We start from the raw sequence: 24,101 nt of genomic DNA on the forward strand, positions 1-24,101 counted from the left end.
CGAGCGCGCGGTTCGTATTGTGACAAGTGAGGTGCTCCAGCCGCCGGGCTCAATCCATCTCCTCGAGGAGCCCCTCCAGGATGAGTTGGGTCTTCATCGTGAGCTGGTTCGCGCCGTAGAAGCGGTCCACCAGTTCGAGGGCCTGCTGCAGGTTCTCGATCTTCAGCGCTTTGGCCAACGTACGGAGGTCATCACCGTCGATCTCTTGCCGTGCCGCCTGGGCTTTCATCGCGAACAGGTATTCCGGCGATGCGACGCCGACCCGGATGCCGGGGGCCGAGAAGCTGCTCGTTCCTTCGATCGGTCGAACCTTGTCGGGGAGCAGTCCCTTCACGCCGTCGTTGAGCCAGTCCTCGGGCAGGCCCCGGGCTCGGGCCAGCGCTGCTGCCTCCTCGTAGATCTCACGTTTCGGCTCGAACACGGCGTCGAGGTCGCGGGTCACTCGCCGCCGGCCGAAGGCCAGCGCCATCGCCGCGCCGCCCACGAGGAACATTCTTGCCTCGATCCCGCGAGCAGCTAGGCGCTCGCCCAGGTCGGTGAGCAGCGCACGCACCTGGTCGCCATCGAGCAGCGGTGAGTCCTTGCCGTTCATACCGACTCGAGGTCCGCTGGGTCGACCATGACACCGCGTATCTGCAAGGAGAACGGCGAATAGGCGAACGCGTACGCCCGCAGGCTGGGTATGCCACCGACGAACCAGAACTCAGGCAACGCCCCCCCACGGGTCCACGCCGGCACGTCCGTCCCTTCCCGGATCGCCAGATCTTCGACATTTCCAGCGAGCATGGCGTCCCACCGTTGGTCGCCAGTCGTGGATGGCTGCGCGAAGAACGCTTCGCGGTCAGCAGGGCTGGTCAGAAACGTGAGGTTGGCACGCATCTCGCGGATCAGCCGCAACAGGTCGGCGATGGTCCAAGCGTCGCGGAGCCCCCTCCGCAACGACGCGGCGGTAGCGGGCACCGTCATGAGATGGCGGGTGTGGATTGGGCTGTTCGACCCCGCAGCGACCGAGGCAAGCAGCCGACTTAGCGTACGAGGATCGGGAATCTTCGCCCCCCGCTCATAGGCGGAGACGTTGGTATCAGCGGTCCCGGCGGCCCGCGCCACCTGGCGCAGAGTCAACCCGCCTCGGAGCCTCAACTCACGCAGTTCCCAACCGTTCACCGCGTGAACATATCAGTTATCAGTAGGGAGGGCGCTGCTGTCGCACGCGCTCGCCGATCAGGTCACGGTAGGCAGCCCGACTGTCCGAGCCCCTGCCAAGCATCTAGGCTGCGGCACGTGCCGCGAGACGACGAAGCATTCGCCCATGTGCTCGCGGCGAACCGCGGCTACGCGGAGAAATTCCGGCTCGCCGCGCTGGAGGGACGGGCCGCAAAGGGCCTGGCCGTGCTGACCTGTATGGACTCGCGGATCGAGCCTTTGGCGATGCTCGGGCTGACGCCCGGCGACGCGAAGATCCTGCGAAACGCCGGTGCACGCGTCACCGACGACGTGCTCCGCACGCTGGTACTGGCGTCCTGCCTGCTGAACGTGGACGCGATCATGGTGGTCGCCCATACCGACTGCCGAATGGCCGGGGGGGCCGAGGAGGACATCCACGCCGCGATCCGCGATGCGGGCGGCCCGGACACGCGCAGCATCTCCTTTCTGACCACCCGGGACCAGGAGAGCGCGCTGCGCTACGACGTGCAGCGGGTGCGCTCCTGGCCCTATCTATCCGACGTCACAGTCGGTGGCTTTCTCTACGACACGAACACCGGGCGGATCCGGCGGGTCTGCTAGCCCCCCGCAACCGTCCCGAGAACCTGGTGCAGGAAGCGCACCTGGAGTCGTAGCAGGTTCTCGGCCACGATCTCGTCGGCCGCCATGTGCGTGATCCCGCTGAGCGGGAGCACGGTGTGCGGTCGGCCGGCCTCCAGCAACCGCTGGGACAGGCGCAGGCTGTGGGCCACCAACACGTTGTCGTCCACCAGCCCGTGAATGATCATCAACGGCGCCGTCAGCTGCGCCGCCGAGTCGAGCAGGGACGAGTTCCGGTAGTTCTCCGGCGCGTGGTCCGGATGCCCGAGGTAGCGCTCTGTGTAATGGGTGTCGTAGAGCAGCCAGTCGGTGACCGGTGCGCCGGCTACGGCGGCGTGGAAGACATCGGGTCTGCGCAGCACGGCCAGGGCGGCGAGATAGCCCCCGAACGACCAGCCGCGGATGCCGACCCGGCTACCGTCCAGATCGGGCACCGCGAGAAGCGCGCCACGCAGCGCCTCCACCTGATCCTCGAGGACCACCGTCGCCAGGTCGCCGTGGATGGCCCGCTCCCACTCGTTGCCGCGCCCCGGGGTCCCGCGGCCGTCAGCCACGACCACCCCGAACCCCTGATCCGCCAACCATTGGCTGGCGAGCCACGCGCCGGGCGCAGCGAGGACCCGCTGCGCGCCGGGGCCGCCGTATGGGTCGAGCAGTACGGGCAGCTTCCTACCGGGTAGGTGGTCGCGGGGCAGCAGCACGGCTACCCGGAGCTCGCGCGGGCCGATCGTGAGGAGCCGGGTGGTGTCCGGCCACGGATAGGGCTCCGCGAAAGAGGCCACCTCGCGCGTGGGCTGGTGACCCCCCCGGACCACGCTCCGTACCCGGTCCGTCCCCGCTGCCGCTGAGGTGAGAACCGCTACATCGCCACCTACGGCCGCGTCGTGGACCCCCGCGGCCTCGGACACGCGGGTCAGCGCGCCGTCCCGCCAACACCAGACATCGACTTCGGTGGGCTCCGTCGAGCCGGTGAACCAAACGGCGGAGCCAGCGACGCCGACGACCCGCCGCAACTGCAGGCCGACCGGGGAAACCGGTGTGCCGTCGACGAGCAGGCGCCGCCAACCGTCGGCGTCGGCCGCCCAGACCAGTCGCCCGTCCGGCAGTCGGGCCGGGACGCCGGTGACCAGACCCACCCAGGCCGGGTCCTCGTCGACCCGTAGGACCGTCCCGAGGCCGGTCTCCGGGTCTATCTCGAGGACGGTGACCCGTCGCTGATCCCGGGTCTGCACGACCGCGAGGGGCGGCCCAGCCGCGTCCCAGCAGACATTCACCAGGTACGGGTGGTCGGGTGGCAGGTGCACCGGGACCCGTCGGCCGGCGAGGTCCACCACGTGCAGGCTGACCTCGGCGTTTGCGGTGCCCGCGGCGGGATAGCGCCAGGGGACCGGTGGCCGGTCGGGGTTCGCCGGATCGGCCAGGTAGCGAACGGCGACGGCGGAGACGTCGACCCGGGCGACCAGCAGCCGCTGCCCGTCGGGGGACCACCAGAAGCCGCGGTGGCGGTCCATCTCCTCGGCAGCGATGAACTCGGCGAGTCCCCAGCTCACCTCGGGGCGATCGTCCGCTGCGACCCGGCGGTCGCCGCCGGACCGCTCGACCACATGCAGTTCGCCGCCGGTCACGTAGCCGATCCTCCGCCCGGTCGGGTCGGGTCGCGGGTCGATGACCGGTCCCGGGGTGGCGATCTCGTCGACGGCTCCGGTCTCGAGATCGGCGGAAAACAGCCGGCCGCCGAGGGTGAAGGCGACGCAACCGGCGGCCGTGTCCGCGGCGGCGGCCACGATTCCGGAGCCGGTCTCCCGGCTACGTTCCCGGCGGGCCCGCTCTTCGGCCGGCACCTCTGCCGGCCCGGCGTCGGCCAGCAGGAGCGCCGGATCGGCGATAAGCCGCTCGACGCCGGTGTCCACCTCCAGAAGCCACAGCCCCGAGGTCGCGTCGGCGCCGCCCGCGGTGCGGCAGAAGACGACCCGCCGGCCGTCGCCGCTCACGATGAAAGACCGCGGCGCGCCCAGGCTGAACCGCTGCGTGCGGGCGTAACGGCGCGGGAAATCGTCAGCGGGCTCGGTCATTGGGCAGAGCCTAGGCAGACCCGGGGGGAGCCCGATCGCGAACCCGGTCGCCGACCTATCGGCCAACCGGCCGATCAAGACCGCCGGTGTCATAGACGATTTCTTGCATATCTCGCATTACCTGTGGGTAACATGCCGTGTTACTGGCGGGTAGCTTCGGAGCGTCGCCCATTCACCGGCGGCGGACCAGACGGGAGCCGGTCATGGGCCATTACAAGAGCAACCTGCGCGACCTGGAGTTCAACCTGTTCGAAGTCTTCGGTCGCCAGGAGGTTCTCGGCACCGGGCCGTTCGCGGAGATGGACCTCGACACGGCGAAGAGCGTGCTCACCGAGGTCGAGCGGCTCGCCACCCACGAGCTGGCTGAGTCCTTCGGAGACGCGGACCGTAACCCCCCGGTCTTCGACCCGCAGAACCACACGGTCACGCTCCCGGACTCCTTCAAGTCCTCGTTCAGCGCCCTGATGGATGCGGAGTGGTTCAGGCTGGACCTGCCCGAGCACCTGGGCGGCACCGGCGCACCGCCGTCGTTGCGCTGGGCGGCGAGCGAACTGATCCTCGGGGCCAACCCGGCGCTGTACATGTATGCCGGGGGCCCCGGTTTCGGCGCGATCCTCGACCGGCTGGGGACGCCGGAGCAGAAGAAGCTCGCGCGGCTCATGATCGACCGCAAATGGGGCGCGACGATGGTCCTCACCGAGCCCGATGCCGGCTCCGACGTCGGTGCCGGCCGGGCCCGGGCTATCGAGCAGCCCGACGGCAGCTGGCATCTCGAGGGCGTGAAGCGGTTCATCACTTCGGGTGAGTGGGACTGGCCGGAGAACATCGTGCACCTCGTCCTCGCCCGGCCGGAGGGGGCCAGGCCAGGTACCAAGGGACTGTCGTTGTTCGTCGTCCCGAAGTACCTCGTGGACGTCGACACCGGCGAGCTGGGCGCGCGCAACGGTGTCTACGTCACCAACTTGGAACACAAGATGGGGCTTCGAGTTTCGGCCACCTGCGAGCTGACCTTCGGCGAGCAGAACCCGGCGATCGGCTATCTCGTTGGTGGCGTGCACGACGGCATCGCCCAGATGTTCCAGATCATCGAGTACGCCCGGATGATGGTCGGCACGAAGGCCATCGCGACGCTGTCCAGCGGATATCTCAACGCCCTGGAATACGCCAAGACCCGAATCCAGGGTGCTGACCTTCGGCAGATGACCGACAAGGCAGCCCCGCGGGTGACCATCACGCACCATCCTGACGTCCGGCGGATGCTCATGCTCCAGAAGTCCTACGCCGAAGGCATGCGCGCCCTCGTGATGTACACCGCAACACAGCAGGATGCCGTGGAGCTGGCCAACGCCCGGGGCGAGGAGGACCCGCTCGCCGTTCGGCTCAACGACCTGCTGCTGCCCCTGGTCAAGGGGGTGGGGTCGGAACGCTCCTACGAGCTGCTGGCCCTCGCCCTGCAGACCCTCGGCGGTTCCGGGTACCTGCAGGACTATCCGATCGAGCAGTACATCCGCGACTCCAAGATCGACACCCTGTACGAGGGCACCACCGGCATCCAGGGGATGGACCTGTTCTTCCGCAAGATCGTCCGGGACAAGGGCGAGGCACTGACCAAGCTGCTCGGGGACATCCAGGACTTCGCCAAGGGCGACGCCGGCAACGGTCAGCTGCGGGTCGAGCGGGAGTTGCTCGGCAAGGGGATCGAGGATGTGCAGGGACTCGTCGCCGCCCTGGTCGGCTATCTGACGGCGACGACGGAGGACGCCCGCAGTGTGTACAAGGTGGGGTTGAACTCCACCCGCCTCCTGCTCGCGCTCGGCGATCTGGTGATCGGCTGGCTCCTGCTCCGGCAGGCCGAGGTAGCGCTGCTCCGCCTCGCCGAAGGTTCGAGCCCCCGGGACACGGCCTTCTACCAGGGCAAGGTCTCGGCGGCCCGTTTCTTCAGCCAGACCCGGCTTCCACTCCTTGCCGCCGAGCGTGCGATCGCCGAGGCGACCGACCTCGACCTCATGGATCTGGACGAAGCGGCCTTCTGATCTAGCCGAAGGCCACGATCAGTGCCGGGTCTTCGAGCATCCGGCCAAGATCGGCGAGGAACTCCGAGCCCAGCTTCCCGTCGACCAGCCGGTGATCGAAGGACAGCCCGAGTTGGGTCACCTGCCGGATCGCGATGGCACCGGCGTGCACCCAGGGGGTTGGCCGGATCGCGCCGACACAAAGGATCGCGGCTTCGCCCGGGTTGAGGATGGGGGTACCGGTGTCGACGCCGAAGACTCCTACGTTCGTGATGGTGATCGTGCCGCGCTGCATGTCGGCCGGCGTCGTCTTGCCTTCGCGCGCCGTCCGGGTCAGCGTGCCGAGTGCCACCGCGAGTTCCGGCAGGCTGAGGCGTCCGGCGTCCTTGACGTTCGGGACGAGCAACCCGCGCGGAGTCGCCGCAGCGATCCCGAGGTTCACGTAGTCCCGGACCACGATCTCCCCGGCCGCGGCGTCCCATGACGCGTTGATCATGGGATGTCGCCGGACGGCGACGAGCAGCGCCTTGGCCACGAGCAGCAGCGGGCTGATCTTCGTCTCGACGAAGTCCGGCAGCGCGCGCAATCGGTCGAGGAGCTCCATTCCGGCGGTGACGTCGACCGTTAGGAACTCCGTGACGTGGGGCGCGGTGAAGGCGCTGGCCACCATCGCCTCGGCGGTCGCCTTGCGCACGCCGCGAATCGGGATCCGCTGCTCCCGCGAGGCCGGGTCGAACTGGGGGTCCGCGGGGCGTCCCGCGGAGCCAGGCGTCGCCGCCGCCTCGACGTCCGTCCGGGTGATCGAACCGGCCGGGCCGCTGCCGGTGAGCCCGCGCAGGTCGACGCCGAGGTCGCGGGCGAGCTTGCGTACCGGCGGCTTCGCGAGCACGGTCGCCGCGGCCCGTTCCGCCGCCAGCTCACCGACCGCTGCCGCCGAAACCCGGGCCGGCGGGATCGGAGCTGCGGTCGAGTCCTTACGCGCCCGGCGTTTCGCGCTCGTCTGCCGCGGCCCGTAGCCGACCAGGACGCTGGTCCGCCCGCCGGGCGCTGAGCCACCGATCAGGCCCGGCTCGACGGCCTGGTCATCGGCCGGCACGGCAATCTCGGGGACCAGCTCTTCCGGGCGGCCACCCGAGGCGGCGGGGCCGCCCGGGTCGACGTCGAAGCTGATCAGCGGCGAGCCGACGTCGACCGTGGCTCCCTCGGCATGATGCAGCTCAGTGACAACGCCGGCGAACGGACTCGGCACCTCGACCGCCGCCTTCGCGGTCTCCACCTCGACGATCGGCTGGTTGAGCTTCACTTCGTCGCCGGGCGCCACGAGCCACTTGAGGATCTCGCCCTCGGTGAGTCCCTCGCCGAGGTCCGGCAACGTGAACTGCTTGAAGGTCGGCATCGGCGCGGCTCCTCAGTACCCGAACGTGCGATCGACTGCGTCGAGTACCCGGTCGAGGTCAGGCAGGTACTCCTCCTCGAGCCGGCTCGGCGGGTAGGGCGTGTCGAACCCGCCGACCCGGAGGACCGGCGCCTCCAGGGAGTAGAAGCAGCGTTCGGTGACCCGGGCCGCGATCTCCGACCCGAGACCGAGGAACACCGGTGCCTCGTGGACGACGACGCACCGGCCGGTTCGCCGGACGGAGCCGGTGACGGCTTCCCAGTCCAGCGGTGAGAGCGACCGCAGGTCGATGACCTCGAGCTCACGGCCTTCCGCGGCGGCCGCGGTGGCGGCTTCGAGGGCGGTCTTCACCATCGGCCCGTAGGCGAGCACGGTGACGTCGCGGCCGGGTCGAACCACCCGGGCCTGGTGCAGCGGATCGGCGACGGCGGTCGGGTCGAGCTCGGCCTTCTCCCAGTACCGGCGCTTGGGCTCGAAGAAGATGATCGGGTCGTCCGAGGCGACCGCCTGCTGGATCATGAAGTAGGCGTCGACCGGATTCGAACAGGCGACCACCTTGAGTCCAGCGGTGTGCGCGAAATATGCCTCCGGGCTTTCACTGTGGTGTTCCACCGCCCCGATCCCCCCGCCGAACGGGATCCGGATCGTCACCGGGAGACGAACGCCGCCGGCCGACCGGTAGTGCATCTTGGCCAGCTGGGAAACGATCTGGTCGTAGGCCGGGTAGACGAAGCCGTCGAACTGAATTTCGCAGACCGGTCGGTAGCCGCGCAGCGCCAGGCCGATGGCCGTGCCAACGATTCCGGACTCGGCGAGCGGGGTGTCGATGACCCGCTCCTCGCCGAAATCCTTCTGCAGCCCGTCGGTGACTCGGAAGACACCGCCTAGCTTGCCGACGTCCTCTCCCATGATGATTGCCTTCGGGTCGGCCTCCATGGCCTTGCGCAGGCCCTCATTGAGCGCTTTCGCGAGGGTGGTGGTGACCATCAGTGCGCCCTCTCGCCCGCGAAGGAGTCGAGGTAGCCCGCGAACTCGGCGCGCTCCTCGTCGATGAGTGACGACCCTTCCTGGTAGACGTTGTCGAAGATCGACAGGGGCGGCGGGTCGGCCATTTCCAGGCATCCACTGCGGAGCCGCGCTGCCAGGTCGACGGCTTCGGCCTCCACCGATTCAAAGAAAGCCGCATCAGCCTGCCCGGTCCGCGACAGGTTGGCCTTGACCCGCTCGATCGGGTCCTTGAGTTTCCAGGTCTCAAGTTCGCTGGCCAGCCGGTAGCGGGTGGGGTCGTCGGAAGTGGTGTGCGCGCCCATCCGATAGGTGAACGCCTCGACCAGAGTGGGGCCAGAGCCCTCCCGAGCCCGCGCCAGGGCGGCGCGAGTGACCGCGAGAACGGCTAGCACGTCGTTGCCGTCGACCCGGACGCCGGGGAAGCCGAAGCCCCGAGCGCGCTGGTAGAGCGGGATCCGGCTCTGCCGTTCCAGCGGCTCGGAGATGGCCCACTGGTTGTTCTGGCAGAAGAACACGACGGGGGCATTGAACACGCTGGCCCAGATGAAAGCCTCGTTGACGTCACCCTGGCTCGAAGCCCCGTCCCCGAAGTACGCGATGACCGCGTCCTCGGCACCGTCGCGCTGGATCCCCATCGCGTAGCCGGTCGCGTGCAGCGTCTGCGATCCGATGACGATCGTGTAGAGGTGGAATCCACTACTCGCGGGGTCCCACCCGCCGTAGTTGACGCCGCGAAACAGTCCGAGCAGGTTCAGCGGGTCGACGCCGCGGCAAAACGCCACTCCGTGCTCGCGATAGGTAGGGAAGGCCATGTCGCCATCGCGCATCGCCCGGCCGGATCCCACTTGCGCGGCCTCCTGGCCCAGCAGGCTGGCCCAGATCCCAAGCTCACCCTGGCGCTGCAATGCGGTGGCCTCGACGTCGATCCGGCGGACCAACGCGAGGTCCCGGTAGAGGCTGCGCAGGTCCGCGGCGTCGATCTCGAGGGAGTAGTCCGGATGGCTGACCCGCTCACCTTCGGGCGTCAGCAACTGGACCAACTCGGGTCCCTCAGACGGGGCCACGGCCGTCGCGGAACCCCCCGCCGCGGGTGGGCCGTCGGCCATGCTCGGCTCCTCTTCGTCACCGGGGGTCCCCCGGTCATGGGCGCCGGGATGCGCGCGGCCCACCGGGATCGCCGGTTGGCCACCCTCCGGCGGTGGTCCGCGGGGCACCCGATCGGGTCCCCCGGGCATCGTCGCAGATTCGGTCCCGATCCGCCGAGCGGACCCGGCGAGCTCAGTCCTCGCCGTCGTCCGCGTGGTCCTGATGATGCCGGGCATGGGACGTTGGCCGCGCGGGGTGTCCCCGCGCGGCGGAGGGCCGGGTCCGGAGCCGGTGTACCAACCGGTCCGGGATCGCCCGGACGGCGGCTCGAGCCGCAGCCCGGCTCCACAAAACGTGCGGGGCTGCGGCGAGTTTCCCGCCCGGGAGCGCGATCGCCGCCACGGCCAAGCGCGGTGCAACCGCCGGCGCGGTGACCCTGGACGCGGTGACCCTGGACGCGGTGACCACCGCGGCCGGGGCCTTGGGCCGCCGGGGGACGAGAGCGCCGAGCCCGGCCGGCCCGCGGGCCGTGGCGCGGATCGCCGCCCGGTTCGGGACGACCACAACGCCATTGGGTACTCCGAACGACCCGGCAACGATCGGGGCCGAACCCGTGCTCGGGGCGCGAAGCTGCGCGAATCCGACCCCCACGACGGCAGCCAAGGCGCCGCCGGCGAGCAGAAGCAGGCCAGCGAGCACCGCCACTGGAGCGCTGGCGGCCCGGGCAAGGCGGCTCGTCAACTCGGGACGTCCTCCGTTCGGACTACTCCGGCATAGTCCTCACGGACAGTATCGGACAGCCTACGTAGAGTGTAAAGGCCGGCTTTGCCCGGGCCCGGGTGGGGTGGCCAGCTTGCGGTCCAGGATGAGCGCCGCGACGAGGGCCGTCCAACCGGTCTGATGGGCCGCACCGAGACCGGCGCCGGTGTCCCCGTGGAAGTACTCGTGGAAGGGCAGCAGGTCGTGCCAGTCGGCGTCGGACTGGAACAGCTCGGTCGTCCCGAAAACCGGACGCCGACCCGCCTGGTCGTTACAGAAGATGCCGATCAGGCGGCGGGTGAGGTCCTCGGCCGCCACCGAGAGGGTCACGGTGCGCCCGGATCCGGTCGGCAACTCGACGGTGGCGCTGTCCGCGCTGTACAGGGCGAAGCGGCGCAGCGCGCGGATCAGCAGGTAGTTCAGCGGGAACCACACCGGTCCCCGCCAGTTCGAGTTCCCGCCGAACAACCCGCTGCGGGATTCGGCGGGTTCGTAGTCGACGGTGGCGGTCAGGCCCTCGACGACCATCAACAGCGGATGGTCGCGGTGGTACGCGGACAACGCCCGCAGGCCATGATCGGAGAGGAACTCGCTCTCGTCGAACAACCGGGCCAGCAACCGGGCCAGCCGGTCCGGGTCGACCACGGCTAGCAACCGGCGGCCGCCCTGGGATCGCTCGCCGAACTGGGCCCCGGCGCACAGGTGCGCCTTATGGGTGAGAAACCAGTGCATCCGGGCGGCGAAGTCCGGGAGTGCCGCCAGGTGCTCGTCGTGAAGCGCGAGTACCGCGCATACCGGGATTAGCCCGACCATCGATCGCGCTCGCAGGGCCACCGACTCCCCGTCGGGGGTATGTAGAACGTCGTAGTAGAACCCGTCCTCCTCGTCCCACAGCCCGGCCTGGTCCAGCGCAGTGGCGATGTAGCAGTAATGCTCGAAGAATTTGGTGGCCACGTCGCTATAGGTCGGATCCTGGATCGCGAGTTCCAGGGCCATCTCGAGCATCTCGAGGCAGAACATCGCCATCCACGCGGTGCCGTCGCTCTGCTCGAGGTGCCCAGCCACCGGCAGCATCGAGCGGTCGAAGGGGCCGATGTTGTCGAGACCGAGGAACCCGCCCTGGAACAAGTTGTTGCCCTCGACGTCCTTTCGGTTGACCCACCAAGTGAAGTTGATCATCAGCTTGTGGAACATCCGCTCGAGGAAGTCGTAGTCGCGACCGCCGTCGGTGTGGAATACCCGCAGCGCGGCCCATGCGTGCACCGGCGGGTTGACGTCGGAGAAGTTCCACTCATACGCAGGGAGCTGTCCGTCCGGATGCATGTACCACTCCCGGCAAAGCAACAGCAGCTGCTCCTTCGCCAGCGCCGGGTCTACATGCGCCGCGACGGTCGCGTGGAAGGCCAGGTCCCAGGCGGCGAACCAGGGGTACTCCCACGTGTCCGGCATGAGGATGATCTCGTGGGCGTTGACGTGCGGCCAGCCGTTGTTCCGCCCGTCGAGCCGACTCTGCGGCGGCGGGGCAGCTGACGGGTCACCGCTCAGCCATCTTTCGACGTCGTACGGGTAGAACTGCTTGCTCCAGAGCAGACCGGCGATCGCCTGCCGGACGATGAGTTCCTCGTCCGTGGACGCGTCCGCTGGAAGCAACCCGGCATAGAACTCGTCGGCTTCACGCCGTCGATCGGTTAGAACCTGGGCCCATCCGGCGCCGAGATCTGACGGCGCATCGTCGAGCGTGAGCCGAAGTCGGATCTCCCGGGTCTCCCCCGCGGCCAGCTCGAATCGGTACCACAGGGAGCCTTTGGTTCCGACCTGGTCGGGATTGACCGTCGAGGTCCCGGCGACCACGTGGTCGCCGATCCCGTCCTTGGGGTAGCGGGACCGGCCGGCATGGCCGTCGAGCAGCTCCGAGTTGGTCTCGTTGTCGCAGAGCAGCGGTGTGGGGTCACCGTCTCCGGCCAGGACCAGCCGGCCGAGCCGGTGGTGGTCCCCGACCAGGCGCGGTCCATCCCCCCGGAGCTCCGGTGGTGGGACCGTCGCCGGGCCCCAGGCCCAAGTGTTGCGGAACCACAGCGTGGGGAGCACGTCGAGTCGCGCTGGGTCGGGGCCGCGGTTGGTCACCGTGAGCCGAATGCAGTAGTCGGTCGGATCGGCCTTGGCGTAGTCGACGTCGACGACGAAATAGCGGTGCTCGTCGAAGACCCCGCTGTCGACCAGCTCCCATTCCGGATCGTCTCGGCCGAGCGAGGCGTTGACCGAGCGGAGCTCGTTATAGGGAAATGCCGCCTGCGGGTAGTGATAACGCCAGCGCATCCAGGAGTGGGTAGGTGTCGAGTCGAGAAACCACCAGTAATCCTTGACGTCCTCGCCGTGGTTGCCTTCCCCGTTGGTCAGCCCGAAGGCGCGTTCCTTGAGCTCGCGGTCGTTGCCGTTCCAGAAGGCGAACGAGAGGCAGAACGACTGATCGACGTCGCAGAGCCCGCCGAGCCCGTCCTCGTTCCATCGGTAGGCGCGCGACCTGGCGTGTTCGTAGGGGAAGTAGCTCCACGCGTCCCCGTCCGCGCTGTAGTCCTCGCGAACCGTGCCCCAGGCCCGTTCGGCAAGGTAGGGCCCCCACGCCCGCCAGGGCGCGGTCCCCGCGTCAGCCTCAGCTAACCGGCGGGATTCCGCGATCGGCTCGGATGCCCGTGCAGAACGGCGGCGCGGCGGCCCACCTTTGCCTTGGCCCATCCGTCGGCGCTCAGAAATGCCGCGGCACGTAGGCCGCGTGCAGCCCGAGGAGCAGAACGAGCACGAGCCCGAGATAGCCGGCGGCGACCGTAGCCCGCTGGCGGCCGGACAGCGCGTGGTAACTCTGTTCGGCGGGGGTGTTCCGGCGGCGCCAGCGCCGGTAGAGCTCGAAGCCGCCGAGCAGGAGCAGGATCGGGATGACCGGGCTCGGCCGGTAGATCTCGAAGCCGAGCAGCCCCAGCAGACCGGCCAGCCAAAGAGCCGGATGCAACGCTCCGGCGGCCCGGCCCCCGTCCAGGGGCAGCGCCGGCATGAGGTTGAACAGGTTGATGAAGAAGCCGGCGAATGCCAGGGCCCGGATCAAGGGGGATCCGGTGGCGTGCGCCCAGTACAGCAAAGCGAGCGAACAGAGCGCCCCGGCGAGCGGCCCGGCCAACGCGGTCTCCGCCTCCTCGTACACGCTGCGCGGACGCGACTTCATCGAGACAAAGGCGCCGAGGAAGGGCAGGAACACCGGCGCGCCGGCCTTGATCCCACGCAGGCGGAGCGCCACCACGTGACCCATCTCGTGGACGAAGATCATGAGGACCAGGCCGACCGCGAACTGCCAGCCGAAAAGCGTCGCGTAGGCGGCGATCGAAATGAACATCGTGCCAACCACGACAAGCACCTTGAGCTTGATCAGGATGGCGCCGTACTTGACGATCGCGACCCCGGCGGCGGCCAGTGGGCCCAGGACCCGCTGGCCCCGGCGTCGGGGTGGCGTCGCAGCGGGCGGCTGTGGAGCGAGCCCGGGCGGGTCGGGGTAGGTCGGGTGGACCCCGGTCGGGGCGAGCCCGGGCACCGCGCGCTCCCACGGCGCTGGTGCCGGGGGCATGGGCATCTCGTCACTCACCCGTCCATCATCGGGCATGCTCGTCGCAGCGCACTCCCGGACGTCGGTTTGCACGGCCGGTCAGCCGGATGGCGCCAGGTCGACGAACCGGCTGTAATGGCCCTGGAACGCCACGGTGATCTTGCCGGTCGGACCGTTGCGGTGCTTAGCGACGATCAGGTCACCCTCCCCGGCCCGCGGCGACTCCGGCTCGTAGAGCTCCTCCCGGTGCAGCAGGATGACGATGTCGGCGTCCATCTCGATCGCCCCGGACTCCCGGAGGTCGGAGAGCTGCGGGCGCTTGTCCTGACGCTGCTCGGGGTTGCGGTTGAGCTGGCTGATCGCGACGACGGGCACCCCGAGTTCCTTCGCGAGCAGCTTGAGCGACCTAGACATCTCGGCCACCTCCTGCTGGCGGCTCTCGACCCGGCGGGCCGAGCTCATGAGTTGCATGTAGTCCACGACGACGAGCCGGAGGTCGTGTCGTTGCTTGAGCCGACGGGCCTTGGCCCTGATCTCCATCATGGTGAGGTTCGGGGAGTCGTCGATGAACAGCGGCGCCTCGGCCACCTCGCCCATTCGCCGGGCCAACCGGGTCCAGTCCTCGTCGCGCATCGTCCCTGAGCGCATGTTCTGCAGGGGCACGCGGGCCTCCGCCGACAGCAACCGCATCGTGATCTCACTGCGGCTCATCTCCAGCGAGAAGACCACCGAGGTCATGCCGTGCTTGATCGAAGCGCTGCGCGCGAAATCCAGGCCCAAGGTGCTCTTTCCGACCGCCGGGCGGGCGGCCACGATCACCATCTGCCCGGGGTGCAGGCCGTTCGTCAGATCGTCGAGATCGCGGAATCCGGTCGGCACGCCGACGAGCGCACCGCCGCGGCTGCCGATGGCCTCGATCTCGTTGAGCGTCTCCTGGAGAATGTCCTCGAGGCGCGCGTAGTCCTCGCTGGTCCGGCGCTCGGTGACGTCGTAGACCGCGGCCTGCGCCCGGTCGACGACGTCGTCGACCTCGCCGCCGGCGCCGCTCGCCGCGCCGTAGCCGAGCTGCACGATCCGGGTACCCGCCTCGATGAGCCGGCGCAGAACGGCCCGCTCGCTGACGATCCGCGCGTAGTACCCGGCGTTGGCCGCGGTCGGGACCGAGGACACCAGGGTGTGTAGGTACGGAGCGCCGCCGAGCCGGCCGAGTTCGCCGCGCCGGGTCAGCTCGTCGGCAACGGTCACCGGGTCCACGGGGACGCCCCGGCCGTACAGCTCGAGCACGGTGTCGTAGATGGTCTGGTGCGCTGGGCGGTAGAAGTCCCCTGGCCGAAGGGCCTCGACGACGTCGGCGATGGCGTCCTTGGACAGCATCATCCCGCCGAGCACGCACTGTTCGGCGAGGATGTCCTGCGGCGGCTGCCGCTCGTACTCGGGGCCGGCGGTAACCGGGGCGATGTCAGCGACGCTCACGTCTGCACACCCCTCTGGTGGACCGTCCGGCTGCCATAGCGCTGTCTAGCCGATGGGACCGACAATTTCGTCGCCGGGCGTGACCCTAGGCGCCCTGCGCCGGCCCGGCTATCGGACGCGAGGTGTCGATCTCCGGGCCGGTGGACAGCTGTGGGGACGCGGTGTGGGCAACTCCGCCAGGCCGGTGCACAGCGTGTGGATGACCTGTGGAGGCCGCGCGCTCCCGGCCGCCGGCGACCCAGGTGAGCAGGGACGACCCGGCATCGGGGTTGTGGAGACAAAATAATCCGGTCCGAGCCCGGCCCGGGGTCCTCCCAGCCGGGCCCCTGACCGTCGCCGGCCGGGTATCAGCTGGCGGCGACGACGTCGATGCTCAGCTGGACGGTGACCTGCGGGTGCAGGCGCACCTCGACGGTGTGCGAGCCCACCGTCTTGATCGGACTGGCGATATCGATGCGACGCTTGTCGAGCACCGGTCCACCGGCCGACTGGACCGCCTGGACGATGTCGGCCGCCGTCACCGAACCGAACAGCCGGCCGCCCTGACCCGCCCGGGTCGGCAAGCTCACCTCGAGGGCCGCCAATCCGTCCGCCACCGCCTGGGCTTGACCGCGATCCGCGATCTCACGGACCTCCCGGCCCCGCCGAATGCTCGACACCTGGGTCTCCGCACCGCGGGTCCAGAGCATGGCGTCGCCCCGGGGCACCAGGAAGTTGCGGCCGTACCCGTCGCGAACCTCGACGATGTCGCCGGGCGCGCCGACTCCCGGCACGTCACGGGTGAGGATCAGCTTCACGAAGAACCCTCCTACCGCGCGGTGCTCGTGTAGGGGAGCATGGCCATCTCGCGGCTGTTCTTGACCGCAGTCGCCACGTCACGCTGATGCTGGCTGCAGTTGCCCGTCACCCGACGGGCCCGGATCTTGCCGCGGTCGGAAACGTATTTGCGCAGCAGCCCCGTGTCCTTGTAGTCGACATACGTGACCTTGTCCTTGCAGAACACACAGACCTTCTTCTTCGGCTTGCGGGCCGGGGGCTTGGCCATCGAAGTGCTCCTCAACTGATGTCCTGTGGCTCGTGACACGGCGGCTAGAACGGCGGTTCGTCGGAGAGCCCACCGGCGGTGGACGCCCAAGGGTCGTCGCCACCCGGTGTGCGCGCCGGAGCCGTCCAGGCGTCGTCGCCGCCCGGGGCGGCGCCCGGCCCCGTGCCGCCGGCCCCCCCGCCGGAGCGGCTGGTCCGGTTCACCTTGGCGGTCGCGCTGCGCAATGACGGGCCGACCTCGTCGACCTCGATTTCGAAGACCGTGCGCTTCTCGCCTTCCTTGGTCTCGTAGGAGCGCGACTTGAGCCGGCCCTGAACGATGACGCGAGTGCCGCGATGCAGCGACTCGGCCACGTTCTCCGCCGCCTGTCGCCACACATTGCATGACAAGAAGAGGCTTTCGCCGTCCTTCCACTCGTTGGTCTGACGGTCCATGTAGCGGGGCGTCGAGGCGATCCGGAACTTCGCAACCGCGGCGCCACTCGGCGTGAACCGCAACTCCGGGTCGTCGACGAGGTTTCCGACGATCGTGATCTGGGTGTCACCAGCCATGACAGCGCCTCCCTTACCGGGCGTCCGGACGGATGAGTTTGGTCCGCAGCACCGACTCATTCAGGTTGAGCTGGCGGTCGAGCTCCTTGACGGTGTCCGGCTCGGCGGTGAGGTCGATCACCGCGTAGATGCCCTCCACCTTGTGCGTGATCTCAAAGGCGAGCCGACGCCGGCCCCAGATGTCGATCTTCTCGACACTGCCCCCGCCCTGGCGGACCACGCTGAGAAACTGCTCGAGGGACGGGGCGATCGTGCGTTCCTCTAGATCAGGATCGAGGATGACCATCAACTCGTAGTGACGCATGCGTAACCCCACCTCCTCTGGACTCGGCGGCCACGGGCATTCCGTGACAGGAGGGATCTCGCGTCGCGAGGGGGACAGGCTATCGCACCGGCGGCACTGTGGGTTCGGCGAGCAACACCCGGACCTGACCGACGGCCAGCCCGGCGAGCAGCACGGCGGCGACGACGGCCGCGAGGCCGAGCGCGCGGGGCTGCGGCTGCTCGGTCGACGCGGCCGGGCCCGCTGCATTGGGTACCGCGCCCCCGGAACTGGGCGCGCCGAGCACCGGCGGGCTGCCCGGACCGTTCGGTGCGACGGACGTTCCCGGCGGCCCGGGAATGAGCCCGGGGAACGACGGCTCGGGGCTGGTCGGCGCCAGACTCGGCGGGACGGAGTTGGCGGGGCTGGTCGATGCTCGCGGCGTGACCGTTGGCGTCGGCGTGACCGCGGACCGGCTGGGAGCAGGCGTCGGCGACGCCGACGCCGGGTCGGCCTCGATGCTCATCGAGACCGTGTTGTCGATGAGCGAGGTCCCGGTCACCCGGTGCGTGCCGGCCAGCGGCCGGTAGTCGGTGGGCGAGGTCCCTCCGGTTGGGATCGAGCCGCTGCTGTAGCCCTGGGCGGTGACCGTGTAGCTGAAGCTGGTGTGGTTGGCGAACATCACCGTGGTGCCCACGGGGACCCGCAGCAGCTTGGTGTCGAACGTCGCCGGGTTGACTCCACTCTGCTCGATCGTGACCGTCTTCGACTGGGGCGCCGATGCGTGTGCAACACCCAGGCCGGCCACCGCGAGGCAGCAAAGGACGCCCCCCAGCGCAGTCGCGATCGTCCGAACCCGGTGTAGCGGCACAGGTCATCGTCGCATCCGTGCCGCGGTCGGGCGGCCCGAGGCGGCCGGTGATCGGGCCGTTCAGAGCGGAAGTTCAGCCCACCCAGTGGCCCTGGGTGAACGCGATGACGAGCACCGCCCCAAGCGGGGCGGCGAGCGCCAGGTAGGTAACGTGCACGGCCGGTCTACGCAGGGCGGCGCCCGCCAACATGACCCAGAGTGGCCACCACAGCAAGGTGGCCCGACCGACCGAGAGGTAGAAGCTCGAGGTGGCGAAGGCGGCAACCTGGGCCCCCACGTAGCCGGCCTCACCCCAACGTCTCCGGTACAGCAACACGAGGCTGAGCACCACGCCCAGCGCGACGGCCAGCAGCTCTGTGCGAAACGACCACGCGTACGCGGCCCCTTGATTCGGGTTCCACGCGGCATGCCACGTGGTCAGGAACGACTGCCACGGGCTGGTGAACGACCGGCCCCAGCCGAGCGCCTGGGCGTGTTGCCAGGCCAGCCAGTCGCCGGTCCGCGCCCGCAGATAGCCGAAGTAGCCGCCGACCGCCAGCCAGGGGGCGAGCAGCCAGCCGGCCCCGGCATCCACCGGACGAGGGCGCGAGCGACGGGTTGCCAAATACTCGATCGCAAGGGCCAGCGCCAGGAACACTCCGGTGATCCGGACCAGGCTCGCCCCGGCGGCAAGCAGCCCCGCCGAACGCCAGCGAGCGTGCCGCCCGGCGAGCCACGCCGGCAGCGCGAACGCCAGGAACAGCGACTCCGAGTACCCGGCGAAAAGAAAGACCGCGAACGGCGAAGCGACGAGGTAGAGCACGCTTCGTCGGCCCTGCTCGGGGCCGCCCTCGATGGCCGCGATCCGGGCCAACGCCACCGCCGCAACCGCTCCGGCCACCGCGGAGATGGCCAGCCCCGCGAGGATCCAGCTGGGGATCACTACGTGTACCGCCCGGAGCAGCAAGGGCTCGCCCGGGAAGAACGCCGCGACCCCCTGGTCGGGATAGTGCCGGGGATAGCCGAAATACCCCCAACGGGCGATCTTGTCGAAGAGCCCGACGTCCCACCGGTTCCACAGCGCCGAGAACGAGGGCATCCGCCCGGCCGATACGTCGCCCACGGTCCAGGCACCGGCAACTGCGAGAACGGCGACCGATGCCCGGCTGGCGATCCAGACGGTGAGCGCGTCGCGGGTCAGCCGGGGCCCACCGGCCGCGGGTCGAGGGGAGCGCCGCGTGCTCCGCCGGACGCCGGCACCGGTCTCGGTCAGGCCCACGACGCCAGGGGGCCGGCCATCGGGTCGTCGACCTCGGCGGTCCGGACGACGTCGAGCTCAGGGTGCAGGATCTCCCGGACCACGAGTCCGGCAAGAACCAGCAGGACGGCGTCACGGGCCAGGACCGACCAGAGGAACACCCATTCGGGCACGCCCTGCCCCGCCTTGTCGTTGCCGACGAAGAAGTAGAAGCGGGTGAACAACAGCCAGACCTCGCTGGCTTGCCAGAGCAGGAAGGTCCCCCACCGAGGCCGGGCGAGGACTGCGAGCGGGAGCAGCCACAGGCTGTACTGCGGTGACCAGACCTTGTTGCCCAGCAGGAAAGCCAGCAGCACGAGGAACGCAACCTGGGCGACCCGCGGCCGGGTTGGCGCCGCCAGGGTGAGCGCCAGCACCGCACCGACGAGGACGACGAGCAGAACGGCGACGGAGATCGAGAACGCGGTTCCGGTCCAGGGTGTGTTCTGTCGGCCGACTGCGTACTGCAATCCGAACCAGAGGGAATCCCAGTCGGCGAGCCGGTGGAGGTTCCCGGAGTAGAACCGTCCGAACGACGCCGGATAGAGCAGCCAGATCGGCAGGTCGACGACGAGCCACGCCACGGCCGCGGAGCGGAGCGCCGCGAGTGCGGGACCCAGCCGGCGTGACCGCAGGGCCAGCGGAGGAAGCACCAGCACGAGGATGAGCAGCGGGTAGAGCTTCGCCGCGACCCCGAGGCCCAGGGCCGCCCCGGCCCAGCCGGGGCGGTTACGGCTCCAGGCCCACAGCCCGGCACCGGTCAGCGCGACCGCCAGCAGGTCCCAGTTGGTGAACGCCTGGAGCACGAGGACCGGGGCGACCGCGACCATCATGGCGTCCCACGGCCGTCGCCGTCCGGCGAGTCGAACCGTGGAGGCGACCAGGACCAATGCGCAGAGCGTCAGCAAGATCGCAGTGACGTCGAAGAACCCTTGCGGGCGGTCGCCGGGCGGAAACAGCCGGGCACCCTCCATGGCCACCGCCATCACCCCGCCGGTGAGGACCGGGTACTCGACGGCGTGATCCCGGTAAGGCAGCTGACCCTGATCGAGACGCTCGGCGTAATAGAGCGCGACGACGTCGGAGTAGCACATCGTCGTGTACTGGCGCTCGTGCACCCAGTTGGACGGGTCGCGACAGTAGTACTTCTGCGCCCAGCCCAGGGCGCAAGCCGCCACCGTGACCAGCAGCAGGATTCGGACCGGCCACCAGAACCGCTGCCGGGGGCGGGTCGCGTGTCGACCCCAGGGACCACCGATGAGCTCGCTCATCCCGTGCGCGAACGGGTCGGACCGGGTCGGCGCGACCTCGGACGGGGTGGTCACGGGGCCCATGGTGCCGCATCACCTGGGCCGCTACGCCAAGCACTCCTAGGGCGGCGCCGGGGTGCTCCCCGCGCCGCCGGCCGGGGCAGCCGTCGGCGGGGGCGTCGAGCTCGACGGTGTGGGACTGGAACTCGGGTTGAGCGACGGGGTCACGGACGGACCCACGCTGACCGTAACCCTCGGGGTCGGGGGTGGGGAGGGCAGCGTGGCCGAAGCGGTCGGGGTAGGGGTCGGGGAACGCGTTTTCGAGGGCGTCGGACTCGCGCTAGCCGGGGTGGGAGTGCCGATCGCGCTGGGTGCGGGGAACTGCACGATCGGCGCTTTCGCGAGTGCCAGGTTCATGAAGGTCTGCCACGCCGCGGCCGGCGGTCCGCCGCCGAACACCTCACCGTTGCCGCCGGTGGGAAGCGGCGAGCCGTTGAGGTTCCCGAGCCAAACGGCACCGCAAAGCTGAGGGGTGTAGCCAACGAACCAGGCGTCCCGGTTCGCGTTGTTGTTGCCGCTGGAGGTCCCGGTCTTCCCGGCGGCCGGCCGGCCGTTGGCCAACGACTTCCCATAGGCGGTTCCGAGCGGGTTGTCGAGCACCTGCTCCAGTGCGTACGTGGCGTCGGCGGCGACCTTCGGGTCGATGACCTGGTGGACCTTCGGGTGGGCCGTGTAGACCACCTGCCCGGCCTGGGTCGTCACCTTCGCGACGAGGTAGGGGGACGCCTCCACCCCTTGCGCCGCGATGGTCGCGTACCCAACCGCTTGGTCCAGGGGTCGGACGTCGTAAACACCGAGTGCGATCCCCGCACTGGTATAGCCGTTCGGATCCGCCAGCACGTCGGTGGCGGGAATCCCCGCGGCGTGTGCGGTCGCGGCAATCTTGTCCGGGCCGACCTGGATGGCGAGCGGAACGTAGACCGTGTTGATCGATCGGGCGGTCGCATCGATCAGGCTGCACCGAGGGCACTGCTCGCCCCCGGCGTTGGACAGGCCACCCGGATACCCAGGGATCGCCTTGGGCGAGGTCCCGTCGAAGACCTGGTCAAGGCTGACCCCCTGGGCGAGCGCGGTCATCAGCACGTAGGGCTTGAAGCTCGACCCGGGCTGGGTCTTCGCCTGAACCAGGTCGTCGAAGGCCCCGGGAATCTTGGGATCGCCGAAATTCGCACCGCCGTAGTAGGCCCGGACCGCCCCGTCGCCGGGCTGGACCGCGACCAGGGCGCTGACCGGCCCGGGCACTGCCGCATGCAGCTGGTTCTCGGCGGTGACAGCCGCCCGCTGGTCGCGGGCGTCGATCGTGGTCGTGATCCGGTAGCCGCCCGCCTCCAGCTGGGCGCCGGAGATCCCGTGCGCCGCGAGCTCGGCCCTGACGGCGGCCACGATGAACCCGCCTGGGCCCTGTCCGACGGCCGCTGAATGCGGCTGGAGGACCGGCGGGTAGCGCAGCAGCGCGGCCTTGTCGGCCGGTAGCCAGCCTTTGATCACCATGCCGTGGATTACGTAGTGCCACCGATTCACAGCGGCGGTGCGGTCCTCGGCCGGATCGAAGATCGCCGGCGCGTCGATAACCGCCGCGAGGACCGCGCCCTGCGCAACATTGAGCGCGCCGACGTCGACCCCGAAGTACGCGCGGGCCGCGGCCTCGATCCCGTAGGCCCCCCGGCCGAAGTAGATCGTGTTCAGGTAGTCCTCGAGGACGGTGTTCTTCGACCTGGTGCGGTCGATTTTGATCGCCAGGAAGACCTCACGGATCTTGCGGGAAAAGGTCCGGGCCTGGGTGAGATAGGCGTTTTTCGCATATTGCTGAGTGATCGTGGAGCCGCCCTGCTGACTACCCCCGGTGATGTCCACGAACATCGCGCGGGCGATCCCAGGGATCGAGATGCCCGGCTCCGAGTAGTAGTTCCGGTCCTCGGCCGCGAGCACCGCGAACCGCACCGCCGCCGGGACCCGGGAGAGCGGGACGTCCACCCGGTCGACGCTGCCCAGGCGGCCCAGCACGGTGTGCCCGTCGGAGGCATACACGTAGGTGGTCTGCGCGCTGGCCACCGCGCTCGGGTTCGGAATCGTCGTGGTGGCATAGCCGACGGCCACGAGCGCGATGACCAGCCCAACCGCGCCGAGCAGACCAACCAGCACCTGCCGGCGGGTCGGGACGGCCCGGCGCCAGCCGCGGGCGACCGACCGGCGGCGCCCGGCCGCGACTTTTCCCACGGCTGCACTGTGCCCCCTGACCGGGGGCGATCAAACCGGGGGGTTACTCCTCGGCCGCGCGGCGGGTCCGACCGGACCGGCGCCCACGGCCCGGCTCGGCTCGGCCGGTCCCCAGGACGTAGGAGGTCGTGAGGTGATTCCAGCCACAGGACCGACACACCTCGACGACATAAACGGTGAACTCCGGAAGTTCGCGGGCCAGTTCCGCGAGGTCCCCCCGCACGCGAACCCGGCCGTTCGTCTCACCCTTGAAACAGTCGCCGTAGGTGTAGGTGACGTGGATCAGCCGTTCTTTCCGGCAGACCGGGCACGAAGTGTCCGTGGGCTCGCCGTGGTACTTCGCGGCCCGCTTCAGGTATGGGTGGGCGTCGCAGACGTCGAGCACCGAGGCCCGGCCGGCGAAAAGGTCGGCGAGCACCGCCCGGCGCGCGAGCGAGTAGTCGATCACCGACCTAGGGGACAGCACGCGCACCAGGGTACGCCCGATGTCCGGTATCGCGCGGGGCAAGAGTTGGGCCGGCCGCTTCCCGCTTCCCTGCGAGTGTGCAATTTTCGACGCGGTCCCCGCGTGCCTCATGTCGGAAATTGCACACTCGCCGATCTGACCGGACCGGCAGCCAGCCGGACGGCACCCCACGGTGGCACTGCCTGCCCAGGCTTGCGACCGCAACGACACTGAGGTATCTTCCCGATGTATCGCGACGATACATCGGGAATCGCGTCAGGGGCACCGGAAAGGTCTCGGGCCCACGCGCGGAGAGAACTCGGAGGCAGGGGTGAGCAACCGTACCGGCGTGCTGGAGCTCGCCGTACTCGGGCTCCTGCACGAGACCCCACAGCACGGCTACGAACTGCGCAAGCGGCTGGCCACGCAGCTCGGCCCGTTCCGGGCCATCTCCTACGGCTCCCTGTACCCCTGCCTCAAAAGCCTGCTGATCCGGGGCTGGATCTGCGAAGACGGGCCGGCGGCGCCGAGACCTGCCCTGACCGGTCGCCGGAGCAAGATCGTGTACAAGCTCACCGCCGAAGGCAAGGAGAGGCTTCAGGAGCTGCTCGCCGAAAGCGGTCCGGCTGCCTGGGAGGACGAAACGTTCGGCGTGCACTTCGCTCTGTTCGCGCACACCGACGCTGACGTGCGACTCAAGATCCTCGAAGGGCGGCGTACCAGGCTCGAGGAACGCCGCGAGGGGGTCCGCTCGACCCTGGGCCGGGCCCGGGAACGGCTCGACCGGTACACGCTCGAACTGCAACAGCACGGCCTCGAGTCGGTCGACCGCGAGGTCCGCTGGCTCAACGAGCTCATCGCCACCGAGCGGGGCGGGCCAACCGGGCAACCCCACTCGAGCGCACCGTGAGCCCGCACATCCCACC

At 69.5% G+C, this 24,101-nt stretch carries 22 protein-coding genes; 3 read left to right on the plus strand and 19 right to left on the minus strand.

Annotated features, from left to right (window positions below):
* Positions 1-49 precede the first annotated feature (49 nt).
* Together VNG13_09720 and VNG13_09725 are read right to left on the minus strand one after the other, a co-directional pair.
* Positions 50-592 carry a hypothetical protein gene (locus VNG13_09720; GenBank protein ID HVA60794.1) on the minus strand — a complete coding sequence of 181 codons (543 nt, stop codon included), beginning with the start codon at positions 590-592 and terminating at the stop codon, positions 50-52.
* Complete coding sequence (locus VNG13_09725) at positions 589-966, minus strand: hypothetical protein (protein ID HVA60795.1); 378 nt, start codon at positions 964-966, stop codon at positions 589-591. Before VNG13_09725 ends, VNG13_09720 begins: the two co-directional genes overlap by 4 nt.
* 315 nt (positions 967-1,281) lie before the next feature.
* On the opposite strand from VNG13_09725, the gene VNG13_09730 reads away from it, so the two are divergent.
* Positions 1,282-1,785 carry a carbonic anhydrase gene (locus VNG13_09730; GenBank protein HVA60796.1) on the plus strand — a complete coding sequence of 168 codons (504 nt, stop codon included), beginning with the start codon at positions 1,282-1,284 and terminating at the stop codon, positions 1,783-1,785.
* Here the strand turns inward: VNG13_09730 and VNG13_09735 are convergent.
* Positions 1,782-3,875 carry a prolyl oligopeptidase family serine peptidase gene (locus tag VNG13_09735; protein ID HVA60797.1) on the minus strand — a complete coding sequence of 698 codons (2,094 nt, stop codon included), beginning with the start codon at positions 3,873-3,875 and terminating at the stop codon, positions 1,782-1,784. The genes VNG13_09730 and VNG13_09735 overlap by 4 nt on opposite strands.
* A gap of 203 nt (positions 3,876-4,078) precedes the next feature.
* Here VNG13_09735 and VNG13_09740 point away from each other — a divergent pair, with 203 nt between their 5' ends.
* On the plus strand, positions 4,079-5,908 hold the full coding sequence (locus tag VNG13_09740) for an acyl-CoA dehydrogenase (GenBank protein ID HVA60798.1): 1,830 nt from the start codon (positions 4,079-4,081) through the stop codon (positions 5,906-5,908).
* Between the two features lies 1 nt (position 5,909).
* Here VNG13_09740 and VNG13_09745 read toward each other — a convergent pair whose 3' ends face one another.
* The 16 genes from VNG13_09745 to VNG13_09820 all read right to left on the minus strand — a co-directional run bounded on the left by VNG13_09745 (position 5,910) and on the right by VNG13_09820 (position 23,196).
* Positions 5,910-7,283 (minus strand): dihydrolipoamide acetyltransferase family protein, encoded by a 1,374-nt coding sequence (locus tag VNG13_09745; protein HVA60799.1) that lies wholly within the window; start codon positions 7,281-7,283, stop codon positions 5,910-5,912.
* Between the two features lie 12 nt (positions 7,284-7,295).
* Positions 7,296-8,270, minus strand: a complete 975-nt coding sequence (locus VNG13_09750) for an alpha-ketoacid dehydrogenase subunit beta (GenBank protein HVA60800.1) — start codon at positions 8,268-8,270, stop codon at positions 7,296-7,298.
* Positions 8,270-9,397, minus strand: coding sequence for a pyruvate dehydrogenase (acetyl-transferring) E1 component subunit alpha (pdhA, locus tag VNG13_09755; GenBank protein HVA60801.1), 1,128 nt, complete (start codon positions 9,395-9,397; stop codon positions 8,270-8,272). The genes VNG13_09750 and pdhA overlap by 1 nt, the downstream gene beginning before the upstream one ends.
* Before the next feature lie 172 nt (positions 9,398-9,569).
* Positions 9,570-10,118 carry a hypothetical protein gene (locus VNG13_09760; protein ID HVA60802.1) on the minus strand — a complete coding sequence of 183 codons (549 nt, stop codon included), beginning with the start codon at positions 10,116-10,118 and terminating at the stop codon, positions 9,570-9,572.
* A gap of 60 nt (positions 10,119-10,178) precedes the next feature.
* The gene (locus VNG13_09765; protein HVA60803.1) at positions 10,179-12,869 is read right to left on the minus strand and encodes a glucosidase; all 2,691 of its coding nucleotides are present in this window, start codon (positions 12,867-12,869) and stop codon (positions 10,179-10,181) included.
* A gap of 10 nt (positions 12,870-12,879) precedes the next feature.
* On the minus strand, positions 12,880-13,764 hold the full coding sequence (locus VNG13_09770) for a site-2 protease family protein (GenBank protein ID HVA60804.1): 885 nt from the start codon (positions 13,762-13,764) through the stop codon (positions 12,880-12,882).
* Positions 13,765-13,824: 60 nt separating this feature from the next.
* Positions 13,825-15,198 (minus strand): replicative DNA helicase, encoded by a 1,374-nt coding sequence (gene dnaB, locus VNG13_09775; protein ID HVA60805.1) that lies wholly within the window; start codon positions 15,196-15,198, stop codon positions 13,825-13,827.
* A 347-nt stretch (positions 15,199-15,545) separates the two neighbouring features.
* The gene (gene rplI / locus VNG13_09780; GenBank protein ID HVA60806.1) at positions 15,546-15,995 is read right to left on the minus strand and encodes a 50S ribosomal protein L9; all 450 of its coding nucleotides are present in this window, start codon (positions 15,993-15,995) and stop codon (positions 15,546-15,548) included.
* Between the two features lie 11 nt (positions 15,996-16,006).
* Entirely contained in the window at positions 16,007-16,243 is a 237-nt protein-coding gene (gene rpsR, locus VNG13_09785) for a 30S ribosomal protein S18 (protein HVA60807.1), read from the minus strand.
* A 44-nt stretch (positions 16,244-16,287) separates the two neighbouring features.
* Positions 16,288-16,794: a single-stranded DNA-binding protein gene (locus VNG13_09790; protein HVA60808.1), complete on the minus strand. Its 507-nt coding sequence runs from the start codon at positions 16,792-16,794 to the stop codon at positions 16,288-16,290.
* 13 nt (positions 16,795-16,807) lie between these two features.
* Positions 16,808-17,098 (minus strand): 30S ribosomal protein S6, encoded by a 291-nt coding sequence (gene rpsF, locus VNG13_09795; protein ID HVA60809.1) that lies wholly within the window; start codon positions 17,096-17,098, stop codon positions 16,808-16,810.
* A 79-nt stretch (positions 17,099-17,177) separates the two neighbouring features.
* Complete coding sequence (locus VNG13_09800) at positions 17,178-17,927, minus strand: hypothetical protein (GenBank protein ID HVA60810.1); 750 nt, start codon at positions 17,925-17,927, stop codon at positions 17,178-17,180.
* A gap of 73 nt (positions 17,928-18,000) precedes the next feature.
* Complete coding sequence (locus VNG13_09805) at positions 18,001-19,185, minus strand: hypothetical protein (protein ID HVA60811.1); 1,185 nt, start codon at positions 19,183-19,185, stop codon at positions 18,001-18,003.
* Positions 19,176-20,528 (minus strand): glycosyltransferase 87 family protein, encoded by a 1,353-nt coding sequence (locus VNG13_09810; protein HVA60812.1) that lies wholly within the window; start codon positions 20,526-20,528, stop codon positions 19,176-19,178. Before VNG13_09810 ends, VNG13_09805 begins: the two co-directional genes overlap by 10 nt.
* 45 nt (positions 20,529-20,573) lie before the next feature.
* Entirely contained in the window at positions 20,574-22,730 is a 2,157-nt protein-coding gene (locus VNG13_09815) for a transglycosylase domain-containing protein (GenBank protein HVA60813.1), read from the minus strand.
* Between the two features lie 43 nt (positions 22,731-22,773).
* Entirely contained in the window at positions 22,774-23,196 is a 423-nt protein-coding gene (locus VNG13_09820) for a DUF5318 family protein (GenBank protein HVA60814.1), read from the minus strand.
* Between the two features lie 328 nt (positions 23,197-23,524).
* Here VNG13_09820 and VNG13_09825 point away from each other — a divergent pair, with 328 nt between their 5' ends.
* Positions 23,525-24,085: a PadR family transcriptional regulator gene (locus VNG13_09825; GenBank protein HVA60815.1), complete on the plus strand. Its 561-nt coding sequence runs from the start codon at positions 23,525-23,527 to the stop codon at positions 24,083-24,085.
* Positions 24,086-24,101: the final 16 nt, after the last annotated feature.

The organism is Mycobacteriales bacterium, from assembly GCA_035533475.1.
Lineage (GTDB): Bacteria > Actinomycetota > Actinomycetes > DATLTS01 > DATLTS01 > DATLTS01.

What these genes read in the sequence shown, in the direction of transcription:
- VNG13_09720 (HVA60794.1), bottom strand. Translation starts at nt 592, where the DNA reads ATGAACGGCAAGGACTCACCGCTGCTCGATGGCGACCAGGTGCGTGCG.
- VNG13_09740 (HVA60798.1), top strand. Translation starts at nt 4,079, where the DNA reads ATGGGCCATTACAAGAGCAACCTGCGCGACCTGGAGTTCAACCTGTTC.
- VNG13_09765 (HVA60803.1), bottom strand. Translation starts at nt 12,869, where the DNA reads ATGGGCCAAGGCAAAGGTGGGCCGCCGCGCCGCCGTTCTGCACGGGCA.
- pdhA (HVA60801.1), bottom strand. Translation starts at nt 9,397, where the DNA reads ATGGCCGACGGCCCACCCGCGGCGGGGGGTTCCGCGACGGCCGTGGCC.
- VNG13_09745 (HVA60799.1), bottom strand. Translation starts at nt 7,283, where the DNA reads ATGCCGACCTTCAAGCAGTTCACGTTGCCGGACCTCGGCGAGGGACTC.
- VNG13_09725 (HVA60795.1), bottom strand. Translation starts at nt 966, where the DNA reads ATGACGGTGCCCGCTACCGCCGCGTCGTTGCGGAGGGGGCTCCGCGAC.
- rpsR (HVA60807.1), bottom strand. Translation starts at nt 16,243, where the DNA reads ATGGCCAAGCCCCCGGCCCGCAAGCCGAAGAAGAAGGTCTGTGTGTTC.
- VNG13_09750 (HVA60800.1), bottom strand. Translation starts at nt 8,270, where the DNA reads ATGGTCACCACCACCCTCGCGAAAGCGCTCAATGAGGGCCTGCGCAAG.
- VNG13_09735 (HVA60797.1), bottom strand. Translation starts at nt 3,875, where the DNA reads ATGACCGAGCCCGCTGACGATTTCCCGCGCCGTTACGCCCGCACGCAG.
- VNG13_09790 (HVA60808.1), bottom strand. Translation starts at nt 16,794, where the DNA reads ATGGCTGGTGACACCCAGATCACGATCGTCGGAAACCTCGTCGACGAC.
- rpsF (HVA60809.1), bottom strand. Translation starts at nt 17,098, where the DNA reads ATGCGTCACTACGAGTTGATGGTCATCCTCGATCCTGATCTAGAGGAA.